This is a genomic window from Stutzerimonas kirkiae (assembly GCF_004327335.1).
Lineage (GTDB): Bacteria > Pseudomonadota > Gammaproteobacteria > Pseudomonadales > Pseudomonadaceae > Stutzerimonas > Stutzerimonas kirkiae.
Window position 1 is genome coordinate 24,520 of the sequence record NZ_QJUO01000020.1, and the last position, 25,589, is coordinate 50,108.

22 protein-coding genes are annotated in these 25,589 nt (G+C 64.8%); 11 read left to right on the plus strand and 11 right to left on the minus strand.

Translation table 11 applies throughout. The features are described from left to right. Window positions 1–227: 227 nt before the first annotated feature. The 6 genes from DNJ95_RS12120 to DNJ95_RS12145 all read right to left on the minus strand — a co-directional run bounded on the left by DNJ95_RS12120 (window position 228) and on the right by DNJ95_RS12145 (window position 6,390). Window positions 228–974, minus strand: coding sequence for an ABC transporter ATP-binding protein (locus tag DNJ95_RS12120; protein ID WP_131184986.1), 747 nt, complete (start codon window positions 972–974; stop codon window positions 228–230). A 4-nt stretch (window positions 975–978) separates the two neighbouring features. Continuing rightward, entirely contained in the window at window positions 979–1,821 is an 843-nt protein-coding gene (locus tag DNJ95_RS12125) for an ABC transporter permease (protein ID WP_131184987.1), read from the minus strand. A gap of 15 nt (window positions 1,822–1,836) precedes the next feature. Continuing rightward, on the minus strand, window positions 1,837–2,832 hold the full coding sequence (locus tag DNJ95_RS12130; protein ID WP_131184988.1) for an aliphatic sulfonate ABC transporter substrate-binding protein: 996 nt from the start codon (window positions 2,830–2,832) through the stop codon (window positions 1,837–1,839). A gap of 477 nt (window positions 2,833–3,309) precedes the next feature. Beyond that, a complete protein-coding gene (locus DNJ95_RS12135) occupies window positions 3,310–3,720 on the minus strand; it encodes a VOC family protein (protein WP_131184989.1) in 411 nt (136 codons plus the stop codon). Window positions 3,721–3,770: 50 nt separating this feature from the next. Then, a complete protein-coding gene (gene glmS, locus DNJ95_RS12140; RefSeq protein ID WP_131184990.1) occupies window positions 3,771–5,609 on the minus strand; it encodes a glutamine--fructose-6-phosphate transaminase (isomerizing) in 1,839 nt (612 codons plus the stop codon). A 10-nt stretch (window positions 5,610–5,619) separates the two neighbouring features. Continuing rightward, window positions 5,620–6,390, minus strand: coding sequence for a DeoR/GlpR family DNA-binding transcription regulator (locus DNJ95_RS12145; protein ID WP_131184991.1), 771 nt, complete (start codon window positions 6,388–6,390; stop codon window positions 5,620–5,622). Window positions 6,391–6,780: 390 nt separating this feature from the next. On the opposite strand from DNJ95_RS12145, the gene DNJ95_RS12150 reads away from it, so the two are divergent. The 3 genes from DNJ95_RS12150 (at window position 6,781) to DNJ95_RS12160 (ending at window position 8,790) form a co-directional block, all read left to right on the plus strand. Beyond that, window positions 6,781–7,647 carry a carboxylate/amino acid/amine transporter gene (locus DNJ95_RS12150; RefSeq protein ID WP_131184992.1) on the plus strand — a complete coding sequence of 289 codons (867 nt, stop codon included), beginning with the start codon at window positions 6,781–6,783 and terminating at the stop codon, window positions 7,645–7,647. A gap of 205 nt (window positions 7,648–7,852) precedes the next feature. Next, the gene (locus DNJ95_RS12155) at window positions 7,853–8,425 is read left to right on the plus strand and encodes an Rpn family recombination-promoting nuclease/putative transposase (RefSeq protein ID WP_131184993.1); all 573 of its coding nucleotides are present in this window, start codon (window positions 7,853–7,855) and stop codon (window positions 8,423–8,425) included. A gap of 23 nt (window positions 8,426–8,448) precedes the next feature. After that, entirely contained in the window at window positions 8,449–8,790 is a 342-nt protein-coding gene (locus tag DNJ95_RS12160) for a DUF4351 domain-containing protein (RefSeq protein WP_131184994.1), read from the plus strand. A 266-nt stretch (window positions 8,791–9,056) separates the two neighbouring features. Here DNJ95_RS12160 and DNJ95_RS12165 read toward each other — a convergent pair whose 3' ends face one another. The 3 genes from DNJ95_RS12165 to DNJ95_RS12175 form a co-directional block, all read right to left on the minus strand. After that, window positions 9,057–11,444: a TonB-dependent siderophore receptor gene (locus tag DNJ95_RS12165; protein ID WP_131185041.1), complete on the minus strand. Its 2,388-nt coding sequence runs from the start codon at window positions 11,442–11,444 to the stop codon at window positions 9,057–9,059. 188 nt (window positions 11,445–11,632) lie between these two features. After that, window positions 11,633–12,598 carry a FecR domain-containing protein gene (locus tag DNJ95_RS12170; protein WP_131184995.1) on the minus strand — a complete coding sequence of 322 codons (966 nt, stop codon included), beginning with the start codon at window positions 12,596–12,598 and terminating at the stop codon, window positions 11,633–11,635. Further along, a complete protein-coding gene (locus DNJ95_RS12175) occupies window positions 12,595–13,110 on the minus strand; it encodes a sigma-70 family RNA polymerase sigma factor (RefSeq protein ID WP_131184996.1) in 516 nt (171 codons plus the stop codon). Before DNJ95_RS12175 ends, DNJ95_RS12170 begins: the two co-directional genes overlap by 4 nt. A 641-nt stretch (window positions 13,111–13,751) precedes the next feature. Here DNJ95_RS12175 and aguB point away from each other — a divergent pair. Next, the gene (aguB, locus tag DNJ95_RS12180; RefSeq protein WP_131184997.1) at window positions 13,752–14,630 is read left to right on the plus strand and encodes an N-carbamoylputrescine amidase; all 879 of its coding nucleotides are present in this window, start codon (window positions 13,752–13,754) and stop codon (window positions 14,628–14,630) included. Beyond that, window positions 14,627–15,736, plus strand: a complete 1,110-nt coding sequence (aguA, locus tag DNJ95_RS12185; protein ID WP_131184998.1) for an agmatine deiminase — start codon at window positions 14,627–14,629, stop codon at window positions 15,734–15,736. Before aguB ends, aguA begins: the two co-directional genes overlap by 4 nt. Window positions 15,737–15,763: 27 nt before the next feature. Here aguA and qhpR read toward each other — a convergent pair whose 3' ends face one another. Continuing rightward, the gene (qhpR, locus tag DNJ95_RS12190; protein ID WP_131184999.1) at window positions 15,764–16,813 is read right to left on the minus strand and encodes an AraC-like transcriptional regulator QhpR; all 1,050 of its coding nucleotides are present in this window, start codon (window positions 16,811–16,813) and stop codon (window positions 15,764–15,766) included. A gap of 701 nt (window positions 16,814–17,514) precedes the next feature. On the opposite strand from qhpR, the gene DNJ95_RS12195 reads away from it, so the two are divergent. The 6 genes from DNJ95_RS12195 (at window position 17,515) to DNJ95_RS12220 (ending at window position 25,103) form a co-directional block, all read left to right on the plus strand. Continuing rightward, window positions 17,515–18,522, plus strand: a complete 1,008-nt coding sequence (locus DNJ95_RS12195; protein ID WP_165491626.1) for an aminotransferase class IV — start codon at window positions 17,515–17,517, stop codon at window positions 18,520–18,522. 105 nt (window positions 18,523–18,627) lie between these two features. After that, window positions 18,628–20,088 (plus strand): APC family permease, encoded by a 1,461-nt coding sequence (locus DNJ95_RS12200; protein ID WP_131185001.1) that lies wholly within the window; start codon window positions 18,628–18,630, stop codon window positions 20,086–20,088. A 68-nt stretch (window positions 20,089–20,156) separates the two neighbouring features. Continuing rightward, window positions 20,157–21,431, plus strand: a complete 1,275-nt coding sequence (locus DNJ95_RS12205; protein WP_131185002.1) for a class-III pyridoxal-phosphate-dependent aminotransferase — start codon at window positions 20,157–20,159, stop codon at window positions 21,429–21,431. Beyond that, window positions 21,428–22,450: a phosphotransferase enzyme family protein gene (locus tag DNJ95_RS12210; RefSeq protein ID WP_131185003.1), complete on the plus strand. Its 1,023-nt coding sequence runs from the start codon at window positions 21,428–21,430 to the stop codon at window positions 22,448–22,450. Before DNJ95_RS12205 ends, DNJ95_RS12210 begins: the two co-directional genes overlap by 4 nt. Window positions 22,451–22,542: 92 nt before the next feature. Next, window positions 22,543–22,941 (plus strand): GFA family protein, encoded by a 399-nt coding sequence (locus DNJ95_RS12215; RefSeq protein WP_131185004.1) that lies wholly within the window; start codon window positions 22,543–22,545, stop codon window positions 22,939–22,941. Window positions 22,942–24,035: 1,094 nt separating this feature from the next. Further along, on the plus strand, window positions 24,036–25,103 hold the full coding sequence (locus tag DNJ95_RS12220) for a 3-deoxy-7-phosphoheptulonate synthase (RefSeq protein WP_131185005.1): 1,068 nt from the start codon (window positions 24,036–24,038) through the stop codon (window positions 25,101–25,103). A 102-nt stretch (window positions 25,104–25,205) separates the two neighbouring features. On the opposite strand, the gene DNJ95_RS12225 is transcribed toward DNJ95_RS12220, so the two are convergent. Next, window positions 25,206–25,517 (minus strand): ElaB/YgaM/YqjD family protein, encoded by a 312-nt coding sequence (locus tag DNJ95_RS12225; RefSeq protein WP_131185006.1) that lies wholly within the window; start codon window positions 25,515–25,517, stop codon window positions 25,206–25,208. Window positions 25,518–25,589 lie beyond the last annotated feature (72 nt).

The window sequence follows — 25,589 nt, forward strand, 5'->3', positions numbered from 1 at the left end:
AAAAGTTCTAGGTCGATGATTTCAGGCGATTTTTCTGTACATGCCGATGGTTCCGCACCTCTGCGGGGCGGTGCACGCCGATGTCGCACGCCGGCCCACGATGGGGCCGCCGATTGCGGGTAATAACGACTATAAAGCCGCAAAGAGCGCTGAAGGCTGGACGAAATGCGGCGCTGCCCTTCTCGTCCGGCCTTCAGCGCCCTTCTCGGCTTTACCCGTCGGTTGCCCTAGGACACCTGGCGCAGGGTAATGGTGTTATCCAGCAGCAGCCTGACCTTGCGTTCGAAGGCGTCGAAGTCGGGCGAGTTGCGGTCGCGCGGCCGGGGCAGGTCGACCGGCAGCTCAGCCTCGATGCGGCCCGGATGGGGCTTCATCACCACCACCCGGTCGGCGAGCGTCACCGCCTCTTCTATATCGTGGGTAACGATCAGGAAGGTGCGGCGATGCCGCTCCCACAGGTAGATGAGATGATCCTGCAGCTCTGCCCGGGTGAAAGCATCCAGTGCTGAGAAGGGCTCGTCGAGCAATAGCACGTCCGGTTCCGCCGCCAGCGCCCGGGCAATCGCCACCCGCTGCGCCTGCCCGCCGGAAAGCTCTTTCGGCCAGCGGTCGCCGTATTCGGGCAGGCGCACGTCTTCAAGCAACGTGCGTACCCGCTGTTCGCGCTCGGCTTTCGGTAAATGGCGGATGCCGAAGGCGATGTTCTCGGCGACCGTCAGCCAGGACAGCAGTCTGGGTTCCTGGAACACCAGCCCGACCAGTGCAGAAGGCTGGTCGACCTTCACCCCCTCTACGGTGATGGTTCCCGTGCTGACCTGATCGAGGCCCGAGATCAGCCGCAGCAGCGTGGACTTGCCGCAGCCCGAGCCGCCGACGACGGCGACGATCTCGCCTTCGTTCACTGCGAGGCTGACGTTATGCAAGGCGACGGTGCCGTTGCGGTAGGTCTTGTCCACGTGGGCGATGTTCAGCATCGTTCTAGTACCTTTCGGAAAAACTGTCCTGCCAGCGCAGGAACGGGGCACTGAGCAGCACGATCAGCGCATCGGTGAGCTTGCCGACCACGGCGAAGACGATGATGGCCGCGACGATCTGGTCGGGTTTGCCCAGTTGCTGGCCATCCACCAGCAGGTAGCCGAGGCCCTGCGAGGCCCCCATGATCTCGGCCGCGACCACGAACATCCAGCCCAGGCCCAGCCCCGTGCGCAAGGCCAGCACGACGTTGGGCAGGATCGCCGGCACCAGGATGCGCGCCACCAGTTTCCGCCCACTGAGCTGGAAGATACGTCCGACTTCGACGATCTTGCGGTCCACCCCGAGGATGGCGCTGGAGACGCCCAGGTACACGGGGAAGAACACGCCGATGGCGATCAGCGCGACTTTCGATTCCTCGAAGATGCCCAGCCAGAGAATGAACAGCGGCACCCAGGCCAGCGACGGGATGGCCCTGAGCGCCTGGATGCTGGGGTCGATCAGCGCGCGGACCAGCCCGTAGTAGCCGGCCAGCGCACCGATCACGATGGCCGCCACGGAGCCGATGAGGAACCCCGTGCCTACCCGCCACAATGTATAGCCGATATGCCCCCACAACTCGCCACTCGACGCGAGGTCGGCGAGGGTGGCGAGAATCCGCCTGGGCGGCGGCATCAGCCGCCCCTCGGCCCACCCCGCGCGCACCACGAACTCCCAGCCGATGGCCAGCGCGAGCGGCAGTATCAGCCCGAGCAGGAACGTGCGGCTGCGCCGCCTCGTCGCGCCCTCTTCGGCGATGGCGACATCGGGTGTGCCGATATCCGCCTTGTTGGTTTCGGCGATGCTCATCCTGCCCACCTCGACTCAGTTGCCGTCATTGGTGAAACGCGTGTCGATCAATTCATCGACCACCGCCACAATGTCCACCTTGGCATCGACCACGCCAGCGGCCTGCAGCGACTGGCCGGCTTCCAGCACGAAGGTGCGTTGGGCGGCGCCGATGCGGCTCTGGCTCAGGTCCTCGCGCTGCAACTGGCGGGCGATGATGTTTTCCGGCAGGCGTGCCAGCGCAACCAGCGCGGTGGCGACTTCATCGGGATGCTCGAGCGAATACAGCCGCGCCCGCTCGTAGGCAGCCAGTACCCGTTTCACCAACTCGGGGTGTTCCTGCGCGAAGGCCTCGCGCACGTTGAGGAAACCCCAGGTACTGAGTTCGGGATCGTCGACGAAGATCTGTGCGCCGTTCTCGATCTCCGCCGCCGCCGTCAGCGGGTCCAGCCCCGCCCAGGCATCGACATCGCCGCGTGCCAGCGCCAGGCGGCCATCGCCGTGCTGGAGCAGAACCGACTGGATGTCCTTCTCGTTCAGCCCATGCTTGGCCAGTGCGCGAATCAGGAAAATATGTGGGTCGGTGCCGCGCGTGACGGCGACGCGCTTGCCCTTCAGCTCGGCGGCGCTGGCGAGCGTGCTGCCCGCCGGTTTCAGCAGCGCCACGCCAGTAGGCCGCGTATAGACATAGACCGATTTGATCGGATTGCCGTTGATGCGCCCGACCAGGGCCGCCGCCGCATAGGTCGAGCCGAAATCGATAGATCCGGCATTCAGGAACTCGAGCGCCTTGTTCGAGCCGAGTGTCTGCACCCAGCGTACCGAGATGCCGTCAGCGGCAAGTTCTTCCTCGAGGAAGCCCTTCTCCTTGAGGACCAGTCCAACAGGGTTGTAGGTGGCGTAGTCCAGCGTAATCTGCTTGACCGGCTTGCCTTGCGCCAGGGCCGTTGTGCCGAAGCCGATGACCGCGGCAAAGGTCGCGAAAGCGGCGATGCCGGCGACAAGCGTGCGGCGGTTTATGCTGCTCAGCATGGATAGTCCTCCAGGTAATTTTTTTATCCGAATCCATTGCGTGGGATGCACGCCCAGGCTTTGCGGAAATATCGGGATTTCCCGGATGAACAATTCGTTCACTCGCATGGATATATCCGGAAGAGAGCGGATAGCACGCATCGTGCCAATGAAAAAATCCATTGAAAACAATGAGTTGATTTATTTGTGCGAGCAGGAAAAGATGCGAGGTGGGCAATCTGTTGGATTGCTGTTGTGTCACGAACACTGATGGGGTAGTGGAATGGCCGGGTACGTCGCGGGCCTCTGACGACAAGGCGCTTGCCGGTGAGCATGGCATACGCTGCGACGGCCCTGTTCCTCCATCGATATTTCGACGACCGCTTTGCGCAAGGCCGCCGTCATTCGAAATGACAGGCTGGGTTCAGGGTCCGTTGCCGTTTCGCCGCGGTCGCGGCAACGCGGTTTGCGGGACCCTACACCCAGGAATCAGGCCCTTCAGCCATGCAGCCAGGGCGTATGGCTGAGGCCGATCAGCACGCCCTCCGGGCTGATGAAGCGGGCCGTGGTCTGGCCCCAGGGTTCCAGCCTGGCTTCATGGATGAACACCTGGCCCTTTGCCTTCATTTCCTCGACGGCGGTTTCCACTGCGGCGGGGTTTTCCAGCTCGAACTCGATCGTCGAGGTCGGCTCGGGCAGGTGCCCGGGCCACTGCTCCTGACCGAAGCAGGTCTGCGCCGCCATCGCCAGCGGCCAGACACCGAAGTGGTTGGCGCCGGGGAATCTGTCCATGAACAGATAATCGTCCTGCTGCTGCAGTGGTAGCCCAAGGGTGTCCCGGTACAGGGCGGCGCTTTCGGCGGGTGCCCGGGTGATGGTGGCGAAGCCGGCGATACATTTGATGTCCATTCGTTCCTCCGTCGACGCCGCCAGGGGGCAGGCGGCGTGTGCTCTCTATCTCATTCCACGGTTACGCTCTTGGCCAGGTTGCGCGGCTGGTCGACGTCGGTGCCGCGCAGCACGGCGACGTGGTAGGACAGCAGTTGCAGCGGCAGGGTGTAGAGGATCGGCGCGAGGATGTCGTGGATATGCGGCATGTTCACCACATGGGTGCCTTCGCCGTTCTCCAGACCGGCCTGCTCGTCGGCGAAGACGATCAGTTCGCCGCCTCGGGCGCGGACTTCCTGCAGGTTGGACTTGAGCTTCTCCAGCAGTTCGTTGTTGGGCGCCACGGTGACCACCGGCATATCGGCGTCCACCAGTGCCAGCGGACCGTGTTTCAGCTCACCGGCCGGGTAGGCTTCGGCGTGGATATAGGAGATTTCCTTGAGCTTGAGCGCACCTTCCATCGCTACCGGATATTGCGCGCCACGGCCGAGGAACAGGGTGTGGTGTTTTTCGGCGAACAGTTCGGAGATCTTCTCGATGGTGCGATCCATGGCCAGCGCTTCACCCAGGCGGGCCGGCAGGCGCCGCAGCTCTTCCACCAGTTCGATGCGCAGGGCGTTGTCGAGCTTGCCGCGTACCTGGCCGAGGGCGAGGGTCAGCAGCAGCAGGCCGACCAGTTGCGTGGTGAAGGCCTTGGTCGAGGCCACGCCGATTTCCGGGCCGGCCTGGGTCAGCAGGGTCAGGTCGGACTCGCGCACCAGCGAACTGGTGCCGACGTTGCAGAGCGCCAGGCTGGCCAGGTAGCCGCCATCGGCCCTGGCGTTGCGCAGGGCGGCCAGGGTGTCGGCGGTCTCGCCGGACTGGGAGATGCTGACGAACAGGGTGCCGGGCTGCACCACCACCTTGCGGTAGCGGAACTCGCTGGCCACTTCGATCTGGCAGGGGATGCCGGCCAGGTCTTCCAGCCAGTAGCGGGCGACCATGCCGGCGTGATAACTGGTGCCGCAGGCGACGATCTGTACGTTGCGCACCCGGGCGAACAGCTCGGCGGCCTGCGGGCCGAAGGCCTGCACCAGTACATGGTCATTGGCCAGGCGACCTTCCAGGGTGCGTTGCACCACGTCGGGCTGCTCGAAGATTTCCTTGAGCATGAAGTGGCGGTAGGCGCCCTTGTCCGCCGCCTCGGCGCCCTCGTGGTACTGCACCTGTTCACGCTCGACGGACTGGCCATCGACATCCCAGATGGTCAGGCGGTCGCGCTGGATCTCAGCGATATCGCCTTCCTCCAGGTAGACGAAGCGGTCGGTGACCTGGCGCAGCGCCAACTGGTCGGAGGCGAGGAAGTTTTCTCCGAGCCCCAGGCCGATCACCAGCGGGCTGCCGCTGCGCGCGGCGAGCAGGCGGTCCGGCTGGCGCGTGCTGATCACCGCCAGGCCATAGGCGCCATGCAGCTCCTTGACCGCCTGCTTGAGGGCGGCGGCCAGGTCGCCGGTGCCTTTGAGTTTTTCCGCCAGCAGGTGGACGATCACCTCGGTGTCGGTCTGCGAGGTGAAGACGTAGCCCTTGGCCTTCAATTGCTCGCGCAGGGCCTCGTGGTTCTCGATGATGCCGTTGTGCACCACCGCCAGTTCATGCCCGGAAAAGTGCGGGTGGGCGTTGGCCTCGGTGGGCGCGCCATGGGTGGCCCAGCGGGTGTGGGCGATGCCCAGGCGGCCGGCCAGCGGCGCGGCGGCCAGGGCCGCCTGCAGTTCACTGACCTTGCCGGCGCGGCGGCAGCGGTGCAGGCCGTCGCGCTCGTCGATCAGCGCCACGCCGGCACTGTCGTAGCCACGGTATTCCAGGCGCTTGAGGCCTTCGATCAGGATCGGGGTGACATTACGTTCGGCGACCGCGCCTACGATTCCACACATGCTGTTCTCCTCAGGAGGGTTCCACGGCGGCGCGGATCAACTGGATACCACGCGCCGTTATCTGTTCATGGGCCTCTTCGTCGAGGCGCTCGTCGGTAATCAGGGTATGGATGCCGCTCCAGGGCAGCTCCAGGTTGGGGATACGCCGGCCGATCTTGTCGCTCTCGACCATCACCACCACTTCGCGGGCGACTTCCGCCATGACCCGCGACAGGCCCAGCAGTTCATTGAAAGTGGTTGTTCCACGCGCCAGGTCGATGCCGTCGGCGCCGATGAACAACTGGTCGAAGTCGTAGGAGCGCAGCACCTGCTCGGCCACCTGCCCCTGGAACGACTCCGAGTGCGGGTCCCAGGTGCCGCCGGTCATCAGCAGCATCGGCTCGTGCTCGATCTCGCGCAGGGCGTTGGCGACGTTCAGCGAGTTGGTCATCACCACCAGCCCTGGCTGGTGGCCCAGCAGCGGGATCATCGCCGCCGTGGTGGTGCCACTGTCGATGATGATCCGCGCATGCTCACGAATGCGCGCCACCCCGGCGCGGGCGATGGCCAGCTTGTACTTCGACACTGGCTGGCTGTCGTCGATCAGCTCTTGCGGCAGGGGCACCGCGCCACCGTAGCGGCGCAGCAGCAGGCCATTCTTTTCCAGGGCGGTGAGGTCCTTGCGGATGGTCACTTCCGAGGTGTCGAAGCGGCGCGACAGCTCATCCACGCTGACCTCGCCCTGCTCTGCGAGCAAGGCGAGGATGGTGTGGCGGCGTTGTGCTGTGTTGCGTTTCGACATGGATAAGTTTCGATTCGAAATTTAATGATGCGAATCAAAACATGAAGGCCATGGCCAGGCAAGCGTTCATGCCGAAAAGGGCCTGGAAAGTGTAAGGAATGCAAGTTCCGATGGCGGGAGTGCGGGTTTTGGATCGCTCGTTCGTCTCTCTCTATATATTCCCGGACTTCCCTCTGCCAGGGCGATCGCGTTATGCACGGCAAAGCGTCGAAAAGAGCGCTGGAGGCTGGACGAAAAACACCGGTTGCCACGCTCTTTCGTTCAGCCTCAAAGCCTCCATCGCTTTTATCGAAGCCCCTTTCAGGTGAATAACGGCATAGCGCTATCGCCCGGTTTCCAGCTTCCAGCCGCGCTATGATGCGCGGCTGTATTCCGGGAGTTCGCCGCGCCATGCGCTATCTGTTGCTCGTTACCCTGCTCTGGGCCTTTTCCTTCAGCCTGATCGGTGAATACCTGGCCGGCCAGGTGGACAGCGATTTCGCCGTGCTGGCGCGGGTCGCGGTGGCGGCCCTGGTGTTCCTGCCGTTCACTCTCTGGCGTGGCCTGCCGTTGCGCCTGCTGGCGGGGTTCTGGCTGGCCGGCGCCTTGCAGTTCGGCGTGACCTACCTGTGCCTGTACCGCAGTTTCACCGTGCTGACGGTGCCGGAAGTGCTGCTGTTCACGGTGCTCACGCCAATCTACGTGACCCTGCTCGACGATGCCCTGGCGCGGCGTTTCAACCCCTGGGCACTGCTGGCCGCGCTGGTCGCCGTGGGCGGTGGGGTGATCATCCGTTTCGAGCGGCTGGAGGGCGAATACCTGATCGGTTTCCTGCTGCTGCAACTGGCCAACATCACCTTCGCTGCTGGCCAGGTGCTGTGTCGCCAGTTGCTGGCGCGTTACCCGGTGGAGCAACCGTTGCACCGCTTCTTCGGGCACTTCTTCCTCGGCGCCATGCTGCTGGTGGTGCCTTCCTTCCTGCTTTTTGGCAATCCCGACAAGCTGCCGCAGACCCTGCTGCAGTGGGGCGTGCTGCTGTGGATGGGGTTGTTCGCCACCGCGCTGGGCATGTTCTGGTGGGTCAAGGGCAGCGTGCGGGTGGATGCCGGCACCCTGGCGGTGCTCAACGAACTGCACGTACCGGCGGGGCTGCTGGTCAACCTGCTGATCTGGAACCGCGATGCCGACCTTCCGCGCCTGGCCCTGGGCGGCGCGGTGATCCTCGCCTCGCTGTGGATCAACCGGCTGGGGCGCGAACCCCGGAGGGCAGCGGTATAAGGGGATGTAGGCTACCTGCGGGGCATCCTGGGCGGGGCGTCTCTGCGATGTAACGGCCAAGCATCCTCGCGCCCGCGCCGATCAAACGGGTTGGCGTTCTTCTATATTTATTCATGTGATCGGCGAAGTGTGCGCTTCATCACGTTAATTTCCCGCATGAACTGGCAGCATCCATCCTGCGTATCAGTAACACAGGACCCGGTAAATGCCCCAGGCTCACGACGCCGGCTACAAGCTGCTGTTCTCCAACCCCGAGTTCGTGCGCGACCTGCTGCTGGGCTTCGTGCCGCAGGAGTGGGTGGGGCAGGTGGATTTTTCCAGCCTGGAGATGCTCAACGGGCATTACGTCAGCGAGGATATGCAGGGGCGTTACGAAGAAAGGGTGTGGCGGCTTCGCTTGGGGGAAGACGACTGGGTCTACCTGTATCTGCTGCTGGAGTTCCAGTCCACGCCGGCCCGCTTCATGGCCTTGCGCCTGCTGACCTATATCGGGCTGTTCTGGCAGCAACTGGAAAAGCAGGGCCGACTGACCCACGACGGGCGGTTGCCGCTGGTGCTCTATAACGGCTTCAAGCCCTGGCGGCACTCCACCCGGTTAAGCGATCTGTACCACCCAGCGCCTGCCGGCCTGCAGGTATTCCAGCCCAGCTTCGAGTACCTGCTGATCGGAAAATCAGTACCCGGACAGCGAACTGAGTGGGCGGCGGAACCTGGTGGCGATGCTGATGCGACTGGAACAGGCGCAGACACCACAGGCGATGAGGACGGTCGTCGATGAACTGCGTGGCTGGCTGACCCTGGATGACCAGACCCCCCCTGCGCCGCAATATCACCCGGTGGATCATCGGCCTGATCCGGCGGCGAGCGTCGAATGGCCGGATTCCACCGTTGAGCGACCTGTCGGAGGTAAGTGCCATGTTGACGGAACGTACGGAAACCTGGACCGAACGCTGGGTGCAGGAAGGCATGGAAAAAGGCCAGGTCGTATTGCTGCAACGCCAACTGGGCAAGCGTTTCGGCCCGCTGCCGGAATGGGCCGTACAGCGTATCGAACAGGCCGGGGTAGAGCAGATCGGCGAATGGGCCGAGGCGATCTTCGATGCCCGCAGCCTGGAGGCCTTGCTGGAGCAGGACGACGCGTAATTGGATGGGCGGCGCACGCGCAGCCAGACCCATCGAGCCGTCATGAGATCACCGTTGGCTCCCCGAGTGTCGGTAGGGCTTCGGGCCAGGGCGATCGCGCTACGCCATTGTTCACGGGAGGGCGCTTCGATAGAGGCGCTGGAGGCTGGCTGGAAAGCCGGACGGGAAACACGACGGCCTGCCCTGCTCTTTCGTCCAGCCTCCAGCTTTCCAGCACTCTTTCCGGCCCTTTGCAGCGCATCGCCCGATCGCCCTGGCTACCGGGTTCAGAAACTGTACTTCGCCGACAGCATCAGGTTGCGGGGTTCTCCATAGTAGGTCGTGTCGAAGTTGCCCAGGCCTGTCAGGTACTTTTTGTCGAACAGGTTGTTGGCATTGAGGGTGAAGCTCAGGTGCTCGCTGTGTTGGTAGCGGGTCATCAGGTTCGCCAGCATGTAGCTGGCCTGCTTGATGCGGGTGTAGTCGTTGGCGATCGGGCTGTAGATATCGCCATAGAAGGCGCTCTGCCAGTTCAGGCCGCCGCCGACGGTGACCTGCTCCAGTACGCCGGGCAGGCGGTAGCTGGTGAACAGGCGCAATACATGCTCGGGCATGGTGGTGGTCAGGGGAAAGCCGAAGATACGCTGCTGCTCGGCATCGCGGGTACGGGCGTAGGTATAGCCGGCCGAGAGGCTCCAGCCTTCCCGGAGTTCGCCGCTCAGCTCCAGCTCCACGCCCTTGGTGGTGGCGCCGTCGATGGCGCGGTAGATGCCCTCGTTGGTGACCGGGTTGGTACCGATATTCTCCGCGACATTGTCCTGCTCTATGCGGAACAGGGCCAGGGTGGCATTCAGTCTGCCGTCCAGGTAGGCCGCCTTCAGGCCGGCTTCGTAGCTGTTGCCTTCGGTCGGCGCCAGCGTTGATCCGTTGCTGTCCTTGTTGGTCTGCGGTTGGTAGATAGAGGTGTAGCTGGCGTAGACCGAGTAGGTCTCATCGAGGTCGTATACCACCCCGGCATAGGGGGTGACGACACCGTGTTCCTTGTAGCTGGCGTGAACGTCGTCCAGGGTGGCGAAATAGTTTTCCTCATTGTCGTACTTGAAGGTGCTGACCCGGGTACCGAGGATCACCGTGAGATCGTCGCTCGGCCGCAGGCGCGTGGCCAGGTAGAGGCCGTTCTGGCTCTGGGTCGTTTCATAGTCGCCGTTCCTCGGGAAGTCCTGCCTGGCCAGTTTGCCGTTCCAGTCGAAGATGCTGCCCGGCACCATGCTGAAGGCACTGCCGTCGAAGGTGTCGCCGCTCAGGCGCGAGTGGGAAGCCATGGCCCCTGCCGCCAGTTCATGCTCGCGACCGAACAGCGTGAAGGGGCCTGACAGGCTTGCGTCGACGGTATTCTGCCGTCGATGGCCTTCCCAGCGCCCCCAGTACAGGAACATGCCGTCACCGGTGGCCGGGTCGGGGTTGCCGCCACTGGCCGAGGCCAGGCGCGTATCGTGGTCGGTGACCAGGTGGTCGAGGCTGACCTTGAGCTTCCAGCCATGGCCCAGGGCCTGCTCCAGGGTGGCGAAGTAGGTGCTGGACTGGAAGTCGCGGCGGCTCCAGTCGGCGCCAGGGTTGTGCGAGCGCGAGAAGTCGGTGCGGCTGCCGTCGGCGAAGAACACCGGGTTGCCGGTCCAGGATACGCCACGCGGGGTCGTGGTATGCCTTTCGATGCCGAAGGTCAGCAAGGTGTCCGGAGCCAGGTCGGCCTCGAGGATGCCATACAGCATGTCGTTCTTTTGCTGGTAATGGTCGAGGTAGGACTTGCGATCCTGGTAGGTGCCGACGAAGCGACCGCGCAGGGTGCCGGCATCGTTCAACGGGCCGGAGATGTCGCCTTCGGTTCGGTAGTTATCCCAGGAACCAGCGCTGCCGGTGATCGAGGCCTTGAAGTCGTGGGTCGGCTTTTTGCGTATCAGGTTGACGGTGGCCGACGGATCGCCCGAGCCGGCCATCAGTCCGGTGGCGCCCTTGACCACTTCCATTCGGTCATAGGCCGAAGTGTCGCCGTGGGGCGCGCCTTCGTAGATATTGTCGACGATCGTGTTGACGCCATCGTACTTGTAGTTGCTGATGGTGAAACCGCGTGTGGAATACACCATGCGGTTGCTGTCGAAGGCCTGTACCGAGACGCCCGGAGTGTTGCGCAGTACGTCGCCGATGCTTATGGCGCCCTGGTCGTCCAACTGCTGGCGGGTGACCACGGTCACTGACTGCGGTGTCTCGCGGATGGAAAGGGCGAGCCCGGTGGCACTGTTCGTCGAAGCCGTGGCGTAGGAACCACTGCCTTCGCTAATGACTCCCCGCGCCAGGCCGCTGGCGTTGATGTTGGTCGCTTCCAGCGCCAGGGCGCTGTCATCGTGCGTTCGGGCGATCAGTCGGTAGCCGCCTTCGGCTAGGGGCACGGCTTGCAGCCCGCTGCTGGCCAGCAGATGGGCGAGGGCATCGTCGCTGTCGTATCGGCCGTGCAGGCCGGCACTGCTTTTGCCGGCCAGGTCGGCCAGGTCGAAACTGATATTCAGGCCGCTGGCGCGGCTGAACTGGTTCAGGGCACTGTCCAGGCTGCCGGCGGGGATGTCGAAGGCGATTGCGGTGTTTTCGGCGGCGTGCAGCGGCATCAGTGGGGTCAGGCCCATGCCGAGGCAGAACAGGGCGTTGCGGATTGCGGTCTTGAGCGAGGCGGGAGCAGGCCCGTGGGAGTCTCTGGTATTCACTGTGCTGTTCTCGTTGGCTGTTGTCGGAGGGTTGCCGAATACATGCCGGGCGAAAACGTAAATCCCCTCATTGGCGGACGATAACCTTTCGTGTCGCTGCTCGGGCTGGGTCAGGCGCTGCTCAGGCGTATCCAGTAGCGGCTGACGCTGTGCAGGCGCAGGCCGTGGGCCCGGGCGATGAAGCGCAGGGTGGCGTCGATGTCGTCGAGCTGGAAGTTGCCGCTGATCGGCAGGCCGGCGATGGCCGGGTCGCAGCCGAGGTGGCCGTGGCGGTAGCGGCCCAGCTCAGCCAGCAGTTCGGCCAGTGGCTGCTCGCGCGCCAGCAGCAGCCCGTCGCGCCAACTGGCGCTGGGGGGCGGGGTCGCCAGGCGTTCGGCCAGGGTGCTGCCCAGGCGCCAGCTTTCCCCCGCCCGGGCGATGGCCGCGCTGCCGCCCTCCAGGGGTTGCAGGCGCACGGCACCCTCGCTGACGCCAAGCACGCTGGCCTGCTCGCCGAGGCGTACGGAGAAGCGCGTACCGAGCGCTTCCAGCAGGCCGTCGCGGGTGCTGACGCGCAGTGGGCGCTGGCTGTCGTGGTCGGTGCCGCTGTGCAGGTGCAGTTCGCCACGCAACAGCACCAGCAGCCGTTGTTCGGCATCGAAGCGCAGCGCAACGGCGCTGTCGGTGTTGAGGTCGAGGCGGCTGCCGTCGTCCAGTCGCCAGTGCTGGCGCTCACCGATACGGGTGCTGTAGTCGGCGACCAGGCGCTGCCAGGGCGTGAGCTCGCGAGCGCCCCAGGCGCCAGCGCCGAGCGCGGCGAACAGCCCCAGCAGCCGGAATACCTGGCGCCGCTGCAGGCGTGCTTCGGGCAGCCTGGCCAGGGTTTGCCGGGCCAGTTCCGGTGGCAGGCCGGCGAAGCGCCCGCCGAGGGTCTGGATGCGCTGCCAGGCCAGGCGGTGTTCGTCGCACAGGGCGAGCCAGTCGGCGAAGGCGGCATGGGTATCGGCATCGGCCTGGTTATAGGTGAGGCGGATCGCCCAGTCGATGGCCTGGTCGATGACTTCGCCGGGCAAGGCGGGCAGCGCGGTATCGCTCATGACTGCTCCTCGAACGCCAGGCGGTAGCAATGGCGCAGGGCCTGGGCGAGGTGACGCTCGACCGTGGCCAGGGAGATGCCCATCCGCGCGGCGATCTTCGGGCAACTCATGCCTTCCAGTTGCGCCAGCAGGAAGGCCTGCCGCACCGGTGGCCTGAGCCCGTCGAGCATGCGGTCTATCTCGACCAGGGTCTCGATGATCAGCAGGCTGGTCTCGGCGGATGGTGCGTGCTGTTCGGGCACCTGGGCCAGGGTTTCCAGCCAGGCGCGTTCGATATCGCGGTGGCGCCAGAGGTCGATCATCAGGCCCCGGGCGATGGTGCGCAGGTAGGCGCGTGGTTCACCGATGCCGCTCTGCTGGCGCCTGCGCAGTACGCGCAGGAAGGTGTCCTGGGCCAGGTCGGCGGCATCGTCGGCGCTGTTCAGCCGGCTGCGCAGCCAACCCTGCAGCCAGCAGTGGTGTTCGAGGTAGAGGCGTTCGACATCGGGTTTGCCTGGGGCGGACTCTGACATCTCGGTTCCTGTCGACGGCGATATCAATGATAAGCCGTTGCATTATCATCCTGCCGGTGGCCGCAGGGGAAGCATGATGTCGATGGGGCGATAAAGGCGCTGGAGGCTGGAAAGCTGGACGGGCGACACGGACTGCCGCGCTTTTTCCTTCAGCCGCCGCGCTGGCGCTTTACCGTGCATGGCGCGATCGGCCCGGGTTGCAAGGAGCTGGAAGTCGGAGGGAGTCATGGCGAATGGGTGACATCCCTGTCGATGAGCCACCGTCCTGTGTGGCTGGGGTAAAGGCTGCGGTAATCGCGGGTCTATGAACTGGAAGACGAACAAGGCCGGAAAAGTCCGCACATCCATAACAAAACGTTACATGTGGCGCCGAGCCCAGCCAGGGCGATCGCGCCATACGCCCGAAGGGACGAAACCAGCGCTGGAAGGCTGGACGACAAGCCGCCCATTGCCTGCGCGGGAGCTGGGCTTCTAGGGCCGGCCTTGCAGCTTCCCGCGCTTTCGTTCGAAGCGCTTTGTGCCGTCATGGCCCGATTGCCCTGCGCGCTCACTACCCCTATCACGGTCTCCGGTATTTTCGTAGCATCGGGCTATCGTCGCCTGTCGACTCCGTTCCACCGCTTGCCGCCATGAGGTTCGCCATGCCCCGTATCGTTACCGTCGCCGCCACCCAGATGGCCTGTTCGTGGGATCGCCAGGCCAATATCGCCACGGCTGAAAAACTGGTGCGCGAAGCCGCCGCCCAGGGCGCGCAGATCATCCTGATCCAGGAGCTGTTCGAAACTCCCTATTTCTGCCAGAAGCCCAACCCTGATTACCTGCAACTGGCCACGCCGCTGCAGGAAAACCCAGCCATCGCGCACTTCCAGGCGCTGGCCAGGGAACTGCAGGTGGTGTTGCCGATCAGTTTCTTCGAGCTGGCGGGGCGCGCACGTTTCAACAGCATCGCCATCATCGACGCCGATGGCAGCAACCTGGGCATCTATCGCAAGAGCCATATCCCGGACGGCCCCGGCTACCACGAGAAGTACTATTTCAACCCCGGCGACACCGGCTTCAAGGTCTGGAACACCCGCTACGCCAGGATCGGCGTCGGTATCTGCTGGGACCAATGGTTCCCCGAGACCGCCCGCAGCATGGCGCTGCTGGGCGCGGAACTGCTGTTCTACCCGACCGCCATCGGCAGCGAGCCGCACGATGCCAGCATCACCTCGCGCGATCACTGGCAGCGGGTGCAGCAGGGGCACGCCGGCGCCAACCTGATCCCGCTGGTCGCCAGCAACCGCATCGGTCGCGAGGAGCAGGACGGCTACGACATCACCTTCTATGGCTCGTCCTTCATCGCCGATCAGTTCGGTGCCAAGGTCGCCGAGTTGAACGAAACCGAGGAAGGCATCCTGCTGCAAACCTTCGACCTCGACGCGCTGGAGCATACGCGCAGCGCCTGGGGGGTGTTCCGTGACCGGCGGCCGAACCTGTACGGGCCGCTCAAGACCCTCGACGGTTCGCTGGAGTCATGAACATGCCCACCACACCGCGCGCCGATGGCTTTCGCATGCCTGCCGAATGGGAGCCGCAGCGGCAGGTCTGGATGATCTGGCCCGAGCGTCCCGACAACTGGCGCCTGGATGCGCAGCCAGCGCAGGCCGCGTTCGCCGCCGTGGCCCATGCCATCGCGCGCTTCGAGCCGGTCACGGTCGGTGCTTCGGCGCAGCAGTACGAGAACGCCTGCGCGCAGCTCGAGCATCCGGCCATCCGCGTGGTGGAAATCAGCAACGACGATGCCTGGGCGCGGGATACCGGCCCGACTTTCGTACGCAATGCCGCTGGCGAGGTGCGTGGCGTCGACTGGACCTTCAACGCCTGGGGCGGGTATGACGGCGGGCTGTATGCGCCCTGGCAGAATGATGACCAGGTGGCGCGCAAGATGCTCGCCATCGAGCGCTGCCGGCGCTATCGCACCGAAGGTTTCGTGCTGGAGGGCGGCGCCATTCATGTCGATGGCGAAGGGACGCTGATCACCACCGAGGAATGCCTGCTCAACCGCAATCGCAACCCGCTGCTCGATCGCGAAGCCATCGAGCAGGTGCTGCGCGAGTACCTGGCGGTGGACAAGGTGATCTGGTTGCCCACCGGCCTCTACAACGACGAGACCGATGGCCATGTGGACAACTTCTGCTGCTTCGTGCGCCCCGGCGAGGTGTTGCTGGCCTGGACCGATGACCCGCTCGACCCGAACCATTCGCGTTGCCAGGCGGCCCTGCGGGTGTTGCAGGCGCAGCGCGATGCCAGGGGGCGCGCCCTGACCGTGCACCGCATTCCCATTCCCGGTCCGCTGCATGCCACGCCCGAGGAGTGCGCCGGGGTACGGGCGGTGCCCGGCACCCAGCCGCGCGATCCCGGCATCCGCCTGGCGGGCTCCTATGTCAATTTCCTGATCGTCAACGGCGCCATCATCGCCCCGGCCTTCGACGACCCGCACGACGACCCGGCCCGCCGGATCCTGCAGGGGTTGTTCCCCGAACGGGAAGTGCTGATGCTGCCGGGGCGGGAGATCCTGCTGGGCGGCGGCAATATTCACTGCATCACCCAGCAGCAGCCTGCCGGGCGGATCGGCGACTTGTAGAAAATACTTCGCCCCACGGCGTTTCGGCTATGAGGTCGACGCTTCGACATCCCGCCAATGCTTGGGGGAAACGCCGTACCAGCGTTGGAAGGCACGGGAGAATGCGCTGACTTCCGAGTAGCCCAGCCTGAACGCGAGCTCCGATATGGAAAGGTGCCGCTGGCGCATCAGGATGGGAATCTGTTCCTTGCGGACCTGCTCCAGCAACTCCTTGTAGCCCGTTCCCTCCTGGCCGAGGCGCCTGTGCAGTGTCCATGAGGGGATGCCCAGCCGGGTTGCGACATCTTCCATGCGCGGCAGGCCGGTTTCCAGCATTTCCATGATCTGTAACTTGACCCGTTCGGGAAGGCCGTCCGAGGCCTGTCGTGTCGAGGCCAGCAGCTCGAGGGATTTCTGTATCAGCAACTGCAGGTTGTGATCCGCGTTCGGCATCGGCTGGGCCAGAACGTCCTGCCTGAAGACCAGTGCGTTGTGGCTTTGCCTGAAACGCACATCCGCACCGAACACCCAGCGGTGTTCCTGCCAGGCCTCGGGCTTGTCATGCTGGAAATGCACCTCCAGGGGTGCCCAGTGGTCGCCCAGGGTGTGGCGCATCACGTTGAGGAACATGCCCATGGAGAGTTCGGCATCGTGCCTGCGGTTGAGCACGCTGTTGTCATAGACCTGGTATTCCAGGCGGCAGAGGTCCTCGTGACGACGTAGCCGGAGATAGCTGTACTGCTGGTGCACCGGGAACTGTCCGGCGATGTTCTGTAGCGCACAGCCGAGGGTTGGCGCCGACATGGCGAGATAGCCCAGCAGCCCGAAGCTGCTGGGCTGGAACTGATCGCCGAACCACAGCGCGAGATTATCATTGCCGGTCGCCGCGACGGCTTCGTCGAGCGCCCGGCAATAGCTGCTCAAGGGGATGGCCGTGCTGGGCTGCGCAGCAAGGCCCCTGTGCAGGCCCGCACGGCCAAGCACCGCATCTGCATCGGCTCCCTGGCTTTCGACGAAGGCTTCGAAACCCGTGGCCACCGACGCGAGTACGGTGCCTGGTGCGATTTGACGGCGCGAAGTCATCGGGGGCGGGTGCATGGGGCCTACCTGCAAGCAACTGGACTGAACGACCTCCAAGGCTTTCTACAGGACGGTTGCGATCGGGAGCGACCGTCCAGCCCGAGGTGTGGGTTGTCCGCCAGCGCGCATGGCGCACCCTCCAATGGCATCCAGCGGCAACCCCTTCGGGCACCTTGAAATGAAAACCGCAACAGCGATCAGGTGTCGGCTGGCACCGTACATCCGTATCAGGTTCTGTACGGAAAGTCGCCGAGCGTAGGCCAGGCCAGGCCAGGCGAAAGCCGGCGAGGAAGCGGAGTTTACCCGTGGTAAATGAACATTCCGAACCGATTTCCAACGCAGCATGGGCAAGCGCAGGCGCTTTTCGTACAGAACCTGGCGGCCTTGGCCGCGAATAGCGCTGCCCACGAGAGCCTTGCGGGAGCGGCATTCGATCGCTATCAGGAACCTAGCAAGAACGGTGCCCTTTACCCGGCGCCCCGCCGTAGTGCCCTGCGCATGGGCGGTGCAAGGCCGCGCTGGTCCGCACGGAACGCCCGGCCAGCCACGCATATTGCACCCGGCCGACGCAGCCGCGGGTCAAGTTGGTGCGTGCCGGCGTATCTGTGAATTGCGGTCATTTCATTGTCGGCAACGGTCAAGACCACGTACCAACCCGCTTCATAGACTGGCCCCGGCAGCGCAACGTGGCCGTTGCGTCCGACATGAGGGGCATCAATATGGAAAACGTCGTACAAACAGGTATTGGCCAGGTGATCATGGACACCGTCGCGGGCGGTGCCATCCGCTACAGCGATTATGTGCTGTCTTCCGACAACCCTTGCGCTGGCGGTTGTGCCTGGATCGAAGGGCGCTACGTCGCCAGCGCCGAGGCGCGTATTTCGATCTTCGATGCCGGCTTCGGCCACTCGGACGTGACCTATACCGTGGCCTCGGTCTGGCACGGCAACATCTTCCGCCTCGACGAGCATGTCGAACGCTTTCTCGCCGGCGCGGCACGCATGCGCCTGGAGTCGCCGCTGGGCAAGCAGGCGATCATCGACATCATGAAGGAGTGCGTGGCGCGCTCCGAACTGCGCGAAGCCTATGTGAACGTTTCCCTGACCCGTGGTTTCGGCCAGCGGCCCGGCGAGAAGAACATCGAGGCGCTGACCTCGCAGATATACGCCTACGCCATTCCCTATCTGTGGGTCTTCACCCCCCATGAGCAGATCGGCGGGATCAGTGCGGTGATCGCGCGGGAGGTGAAGCGCGCCGGGGCCAACTGCATCGATCCCCAGGTCAAGAATTACCAGTGGGGCGACCTGCTGCGCGCCACTTTCGAGGCCCAGGCGCGGGGCGCGCGTACCGCCTTCCTGCTCGACGCCGACAACTACCTGAGCGAAGGGCCGGGCTTCAACGTCTGCATGATCAAGGAGGGCAAGGTGCTGACGCCGTCACGCAATGTCCTGCCGGGCATCACGCGCAAGACCGCGCTGGAGATCGCCGTCTCGCTCGGCCTGGAGGTCGAGCTTCGCGATATCGACAGCGAACTGTTGAAGTCCGCCGAAGAGGTGTTCACCACCACTACCGCCGGGGGGGTGACCCCGGTCATCGAGCTGGATGGCCAGCCTGTCGGCGATGGCCGGCCAGGCCGCTGGACCACGGCGATCCGCGATCGCTACTGGGCACTGATGGACGAGCCTTGTGCGCTGATCGAGCCGATCGACTATTCGCGCAGGCCCTGAAGCCCGCGCCGGTACCCGCCCGCGATGCCGCTTGCAACCCACTTGCTACCAACCCCTGTCCACTCGCCAAAGTGGCCCGCTGTGCCGGGCCCGCTGGAGAACCCCATGAGCGAATCACAGACTGCAACGACCCTGGGCAACGTGCCCGACCAGACGGCGGGCCTGCGCGGCTCCCTCGGCATCACCTCCATCGTGCTGATGGTGGTGGCCACCGCCGCCCCGCTGACAGTGATGGTGGCCAACACCCCGCTGATCATTTCCATGGGCAACGGTATCGCGGCGCCATTCGATGCCGCGGTCGCGACCCTGATCATGCTGTTGTTCACCGTCGGCTTCGTGGCGATGTCGAAGTACATCGGCAATGCCGGCGCCTTCTACGCCTATATCCAGAAAGGCCTGGGGAGGACCTTCGGGCTGGGGTCGGCGACGATGGCGATGACCTCGTATTTCTTCATCCTGGTGGCCCTGGAGGCCTATATCGGCTATGCGCTGGCCGAGCTGCTGCTCAACTTCGCGGGTATCCAGGTGCCCTGGTGGTTGCTGTCGCTGGGCACCATCGCGGTGGTGGGTTTCCTCGGCTACCGGCATATCGAGCTGAGTTCCAGGTTCCTGGGCCTGGCGCTGATCCTGGAGATCGCCATCGTCCTGGCGGTCGACCTGGCCATCGTCCTGGAGCACGGCCCGAGCGGCATGGACCTGGCGCCATTTTCGCTGGCGGCCATTACTTCCGGCTCGCCCGGCCTGGGCATCATGTTCGCCATCTACTGCTTCATCGGCTTCGAGGCCACGGTGATCTACCGCGAGGAGGCCCGCGACCCGGAACGTACCATCCCGCGCGCCACCTATACCGCGGTGTTGATCGTCGGCAGTTTCTATGTGATCTCCATGTGGTGCGAGGTGGTCGGCATCGGTATCGACGACGTGCTGCAGTTCGCCAGCGACCACCCCGGCGACATGTATCTGATCCTCACCGAGAACTACCTCGGCAAGGCGAGCCAGGACCTGCTCCAGGTGTTGCTGGTCACCAGCCTGTTCGCCTGTGTGCTGGCGATCCACAACATCGTGGTGCGCTACCAGTACGTTCTCGGCCGCTATGGCGTGCTCGACCGCCGCCTGGCCGGGGTTCACCCGCGGCACGGTTCGCCGCACGTTTCCTCGCTGGTGCAAACCATCAGCTCCTACCTGCTGCTGCTCGCACTGATCGCCATCGGCCTTGACCCGGTGACCGAGATGTATGCCTGGGGCGCCACCGCCGGCACGCTGGGCTACATGGCGATCCTGGCGCTGACCTGTATCTCGGTGATCGTCTTCTTCCGCCGTCATCGCGAGGATTCGCGCCTGTGGAATACCTGCCTGGCGCCCGCCGGCGGCCTGCTCGGCCTGCTGACCTGCCTGTGGATCGCCATCGCGAACCTGCCCGCGCTGATCGGCGGCGAAGGCGCGCAGGGCATCGCCTGGGCGATCGGCCTGGTGGTGATCGGTTCGTTCATCGTCGGCTTCGTCATGGCGCAGCGCATCAAGCGGCAATTCCCGGCGCGTTTCGAAGCGCTCAGGGCGTTGGCCTGAACAGTGGCGGGGAGCGACCGGCCCCGCCGCAACCCCCGGACTTCTTCGACCGAACGAGGAATGCAGAAATGACTCACCCATCGCTCTACCACTATGCAGACAAGGCCGACGTGCTGGCGGCCTGCGAGCGCTACTGGAACCCGCACAAGACCCGCTTCTGGCAGCAGGCTGGCGTGCCCCTGGTGATTGGCGAGCGCGAGGACTACATCCTGCGCGATATGGACGGCCATGCGCTGATCGATGTCCACCTCAACGGCGGCACCTATAATCTCGGCCACCGCAACCCGGAGCTGGTTGCCACCCTGGTGGACGCCCTGCAGCGGCTCGATATCGGCAACCACCACTTCCCGGCCCCGGGCCGCGCCGCGCTGGCCGAGCGCCTGCTGGAAACCGCGCCGGGCATGAGCCGCGTCGCCTACGGCACCAGCGGCAGCGAGGCCATCGACCTGGCGATCAAGAGTGCGCGCTTCGCCACCGGGCGGCGCATCGTCGTTTCCATCGTCAAGGCCTACCACGGCCATACCGGGCTGGCCGTGGCCGCCGGCGACGCGCGCTTCTCGCGGATGTTCCTCTCCGACCGCCCGGACGAATTCATCCAGGTGCCGCTGAACGATATCGAGTCCATGGCGAGGGTGCTGCGCTCCCATGACGTGGCCGCGGTGATCATGGAAACCATCCCGGCCACCTACGGCTTCCCGATGCCGGTGCCCGGCTACCTGCCCGAGGTCAAGCGCCTCTGCGAGGAAACCGGGGCGCTGTACATCGCCGACGAGGTGCAGACCGGGCTGATGCGCACCGGCCGGCTGTGGGCCATCGAGAAGCATGGTTTCAGCCCCGATATCCTGGTCACCTCGAAGGGCCTGGGAGGAGGCATCTACCCGATCGGCGCATTGCTGATGACGGCCAGGGTCGGCGCCTGGCTGGAGCGGGACGGCTTTGCCCATATGTCCACGTTCGCCGGCTCCGAGCTGGGCTGCGCGGTGGCCCTCAAGGTGCTGGAAATCACCCGTCGCGACAGCACCCGCGAGAACATCGCGCGCAATATCCGCGCCTTCGAGCAGGGCCTGGCCGAGATCCGCCAGCGGCATGGCGACTGGCTCAAGGGTATCCGCCAGGACGGCCTGATCATCGGCCTGGAGTTCGCCGACGCCGAGGGCGCCAAGCCGGTGATGCGCGAGCTTTACCAGCGCGGCGTCTGGGCGATCTTCTCGACCCTCGACCCGAGCGTGCTGCAATTCAAGCCGGGCCTGCTGCTCGGTGCCGGGCAGGTGGCCGATATCCTCGCGCGTACGGAAGACGCGATCGCCGCCAGCAAGCCCGCCGGGGCAGGGTGTGCGCGATGAGCCGGTCGGCAAGGGTTACGGAAGAACCGCTGCCGCAGGAGTGGGACAGCAATGGCCAGGCCGCTCTGGCGAGCTTCGGCTTGCCTGCGGACTGTTCGCTACGCTTGCTGAGCCTGTCGGAAAACGCCACTTACCTGGTTACCGAACCGGGTAGCGGCCAGCATCACATACTCCGCCTGCACCGCCCCGGCTATCGCTCGCGCGCCGAGATCGAGAGCGAGCTGGCCTGGATCGGCGCGATACGCACGCAGGGCGTAGCGCACACGCCGGCGGTCATTCGCACCCTCGACGATGAGCCGCTGGCCGAGTTCCGGGATGCCCGTGGGTGCCGCCAGCATGCCGTGCTGTTCGCACATATCGATGGCCAGGCGCCCACCGAGGGCAACCTGGCCGAGGCTTTCCAACAGGTCGGCCGTATCTCCGCCGAATTGCACCGGCACAGTCGTGGCTGGCCGCTGCCGGCCGGCTTCAGCCGACCGTGCTGGGATGTGGAAGCGGCGATGGGGGTCAATGGCCACTGGGGCTACTGGCGCAACAACCTTTACGTGGGCAAGGGGGATGCACGCCTGCTCGAGCGGGTCGATCTGCAGTTGCGCCGGCAGCTTGCCGCCTATGGCAGGCCCGCGCACGGCTATGGCCTGATCCACGGCGACATGCGCCAGACCAACCTGATCGTCGAGGCCGGCCAGGTGCATATCATCGATTTCGACGATTGCGGATTCAGCTGGCACCTGTATGAACTCGCCTGCTCGCTGTCATTCATCGAGGCCCATCCGCAACGGGATGCCTATACGGCGGCCTGGCTCGAGGGCTACAGGTCGATGGTCCGGCTCGACAGTGCGGACCTCGAGATCATTCCGGCGCTGGTCATGCTGCGTCGGATGTTGCTGATCGGCTGGTTCTCGACCCACGGGCACACGCAGGAGGCCCGCGAGTTGAAGGACTATGTGCCGGCTTCACTGGAGATTGCCGAGCAATTCCTTGGCGGGCACTACCTCCGGGAGGCCGTGCAATCGTAGAGGCTGACGGCACGATTGTGCTCGTCGCCCGGCACCCTACAATGGGCGGCGCGCGGGCTTTGCCGCGGCGATCCACCTGACGGGAGAACATCATGCATCGAGGCAGTTGTCTGTGCGGTTCCATCACCTACCGCATCGAGGGGGATCTGGGGCCGGTCGCCTTCTGTCACTGCTCGCGCTGTCGCAAGGCCAATGGCAGTGCCTTTCTCGCCGCGGCGCAGGTCACGCCCGAGGCGCTGAACCTGCACGATCGCGATGGCAGCCTGCGCAGCTTCGAATCCTCGCCTGGTGTGTTGCGCTATTTCTGCGGCACCTGTGCCTCGCCGCTCTACAGCCGCCGTCAAGGTACTCCCGATATTCTTCGGTTGCGTATCGGCACCCTGGACACGCCCTTGCCGGTGAAGCCGCAGATGCAGATCTTCTATGCCGACAAGGCCGGGTGGTACGACTGCGCGAGCGACATCCCGACCCACGATCAACGCCCGACCTGACAGGACTTGCCCGCGAAGAGAGCGCTGGCACGGGCAAGGATGGGACGAGCAAGGCGATACCCACCGATTGGCATGACGATGGATATCTCCTGGCGACTCAACCAAGCTGGATAATCGTGCGCCGCCTCGTTGCGACTGGATTGGCAATAGTGTGGGATCGTACCGCGCGGTCTCGGGCTCAGCGTTCCTGTGCAAATGCCAGGTGGCGGGACGGGGCACGCGTGAATACATCCCTGTAGCTCTTCGCCGCCATCCCTGGCGGCGAAGGCCCCGCCCCGCCACCTGGCATCCGCACAGCCACTATCAGCGGCGCTTGTGGGAAAGAGCCGGCGAAACCCAATGTCCTACGCATGATTCAGACATGCGCCGACGGCTCTTTCCATAGTCGCCTCGGTATTTGCCGCGCGCCCGGCCAGCCCCGCTACGAAACCTTCGCTGGCAGGGACGCCGACGAAGAGCGCCCCCTTATTCATATGGGCGACGGGTTCATGCGTGTTTCGTAGCTGGGCTGGCCAGGTTCTCGACAGCACGGGCACCAGGACACCGCCAGCGGCGTACGATAAAACGCACACTGGATTGCCAATCCGGTCGCGCTGTCTTGCCTCCCTGAAGCAGGGCGTATACCTGCCCGGGAGCGCAGGTGAGCGTTCATGCGGTCCCTGAGCTTGATGGCTACTGAACGATGCGGTAAGTTACCTCGCAGTAACAGGAGAACCGCCATGTCCAACGCCCTCTGCATGTCTTGCCCCGATACCTCGGCGGTGTCCGTGCGTGCGGCTGGCCACGGTTTCTTCTATGGGTATTGGTTTAGCCGCATGAGCGCCTGATACCCCGAGCAGGCGCCCCGTATCCAGGGCCGCCGCCAGACACGTTCCCAGAACCCCCGGTCGGCAACCCGACCGGGGGTTTTGTTTTTTTTACCCGCAGGCAAAGCAAACGAGAGGATTCGACCATGTACGCATATCACGCCGCCTACCGCACTTCCTACCGCTCCTTCTGGCGATTTACCCCGGCTTGTCGCCCACTCGAACCCAACCGATCACTAGGTTAGTGGCGGGCGCGGAACAGAATCGCGCCTGCCGAGGAATATCAGAATGAATGCCGTTTCCGCTCCATTGCCGCAATGCCCCAGCAGCGCCGAAGACCGACGCGTCAGCCAGCCCCTTGCCACTCCCACCGAACTGCGCCAGCGCCTGGCGCCCTCGATCACCAGTGTGCGTCGAGTGCATGAAGCCCGTGATGCCGCCCGCGCGATCATCCGTGGCGACGATCCGCGTCTGCTGGTGGTGATCGGCCCCTGTTCGCTGCATGATCGCGACAGCGCCCTGGAGTACGCCGGGCGCCTGGCTCGCCTGGCCGGGCGGGTGGAGGACGAGATGCTGCTGGTGATGCGCGCCTATGTGGAAAAACCCCGCACGACCATCGGCTGGAAGGGGCTGCTCTACGATCCGCACCTGGATGGCAGTGGCGACATGGCCGAGGGCCTGGCACTGTCGCGGCGCTTGATGCTGGACATGCTCGATTGCGGTTTGCCGCTGGCCAGCGAGTTGCTGAATCCGCTGGCGGCCGGTTATTTCGACGACCTGTTGAGCTGGGCAGCCATCGGCGCGCGCACCAGCGAGTCACAGGTGCACCGGGAGATGGTCAGCGGCCTGGCGTTGCCGGTGGGCTTCAAGAACGGTACCGATGGCAGTGTCGGCATTGCCTGCGATGCGATGCGCAGTGCGGCGCATCCGCACCGGCACCTGGGTGTCGACGATCATGGGCGGCCGGCGCTGATCGAGGCCGCCGGCAACCTGGATACGCACCTGGTGCTGCGTGGCGGCCAGCGGGGGCCGAACCACGATGCCGCGTCAGTTACCGAGGCGCTGGCGCGGATGCGCAAGCAGGGTATCGAGGCCGGCATCATGGTCGACTGCAGCCACGCCAACAGCGGCAAAGACCCGTCACGCCAGCCCCTGGTGTTCGAGAGTGTATTGCAACAGCGGCTGGAGGGGCAGAACGCCTTGCGCGCGGTGATGCTGGAAAGCCACCTGTTCGATGGCTGCCAGCCGTTGTCCGGGCAATTGCGCTACGGGGTTTCCATTACCGATGGCTGCCTGGGCTGGGATGCCAGCGAGTGCCTGCTGCTGGATGCCGCCCGGCGCTTGCGCCAGTCATGACGGTATCGACTACCGGGCGTGTAGAGTGCGCACCTGGCTGGTGGACCGGTGCGCATGGCGCACCCCACGGCAGCTCGGCTCCGTGAGGACTCGAGCAGGTTCTTAGCGGCGGCTGGCCAGGTAACCGATCAAGGCGACTGCACCGGCCACCAGGGCGACGGTGGCCACGGGGTGTTCGCGGGCGCAGTCCTTGGTGGCGCGCCCGACCTGGCGGGTCTTGCGCGACAGGTCGGCGCAGTGCTCGTCCAGGTTGTGCTCCTGCCAGAGCGACTGGATACGCGAGCGCAGGCCATCCAGGTGCTTGCGCGACTCATGGGCGGCGTCGTGTCCGAGCCCTTCCAGGGCCTCGGTCAGGTTCTGGATTTCCCGCTCGATATCGTCGCGGGTGCTGGGTTTACGGCTGAGTAGTGACATGGGGTGTGGCCTCCCTTTATTGAGTGTGAAGGGTTGGACCAGAAAACTCGCCAGACGTGCGCCGCGGCATCA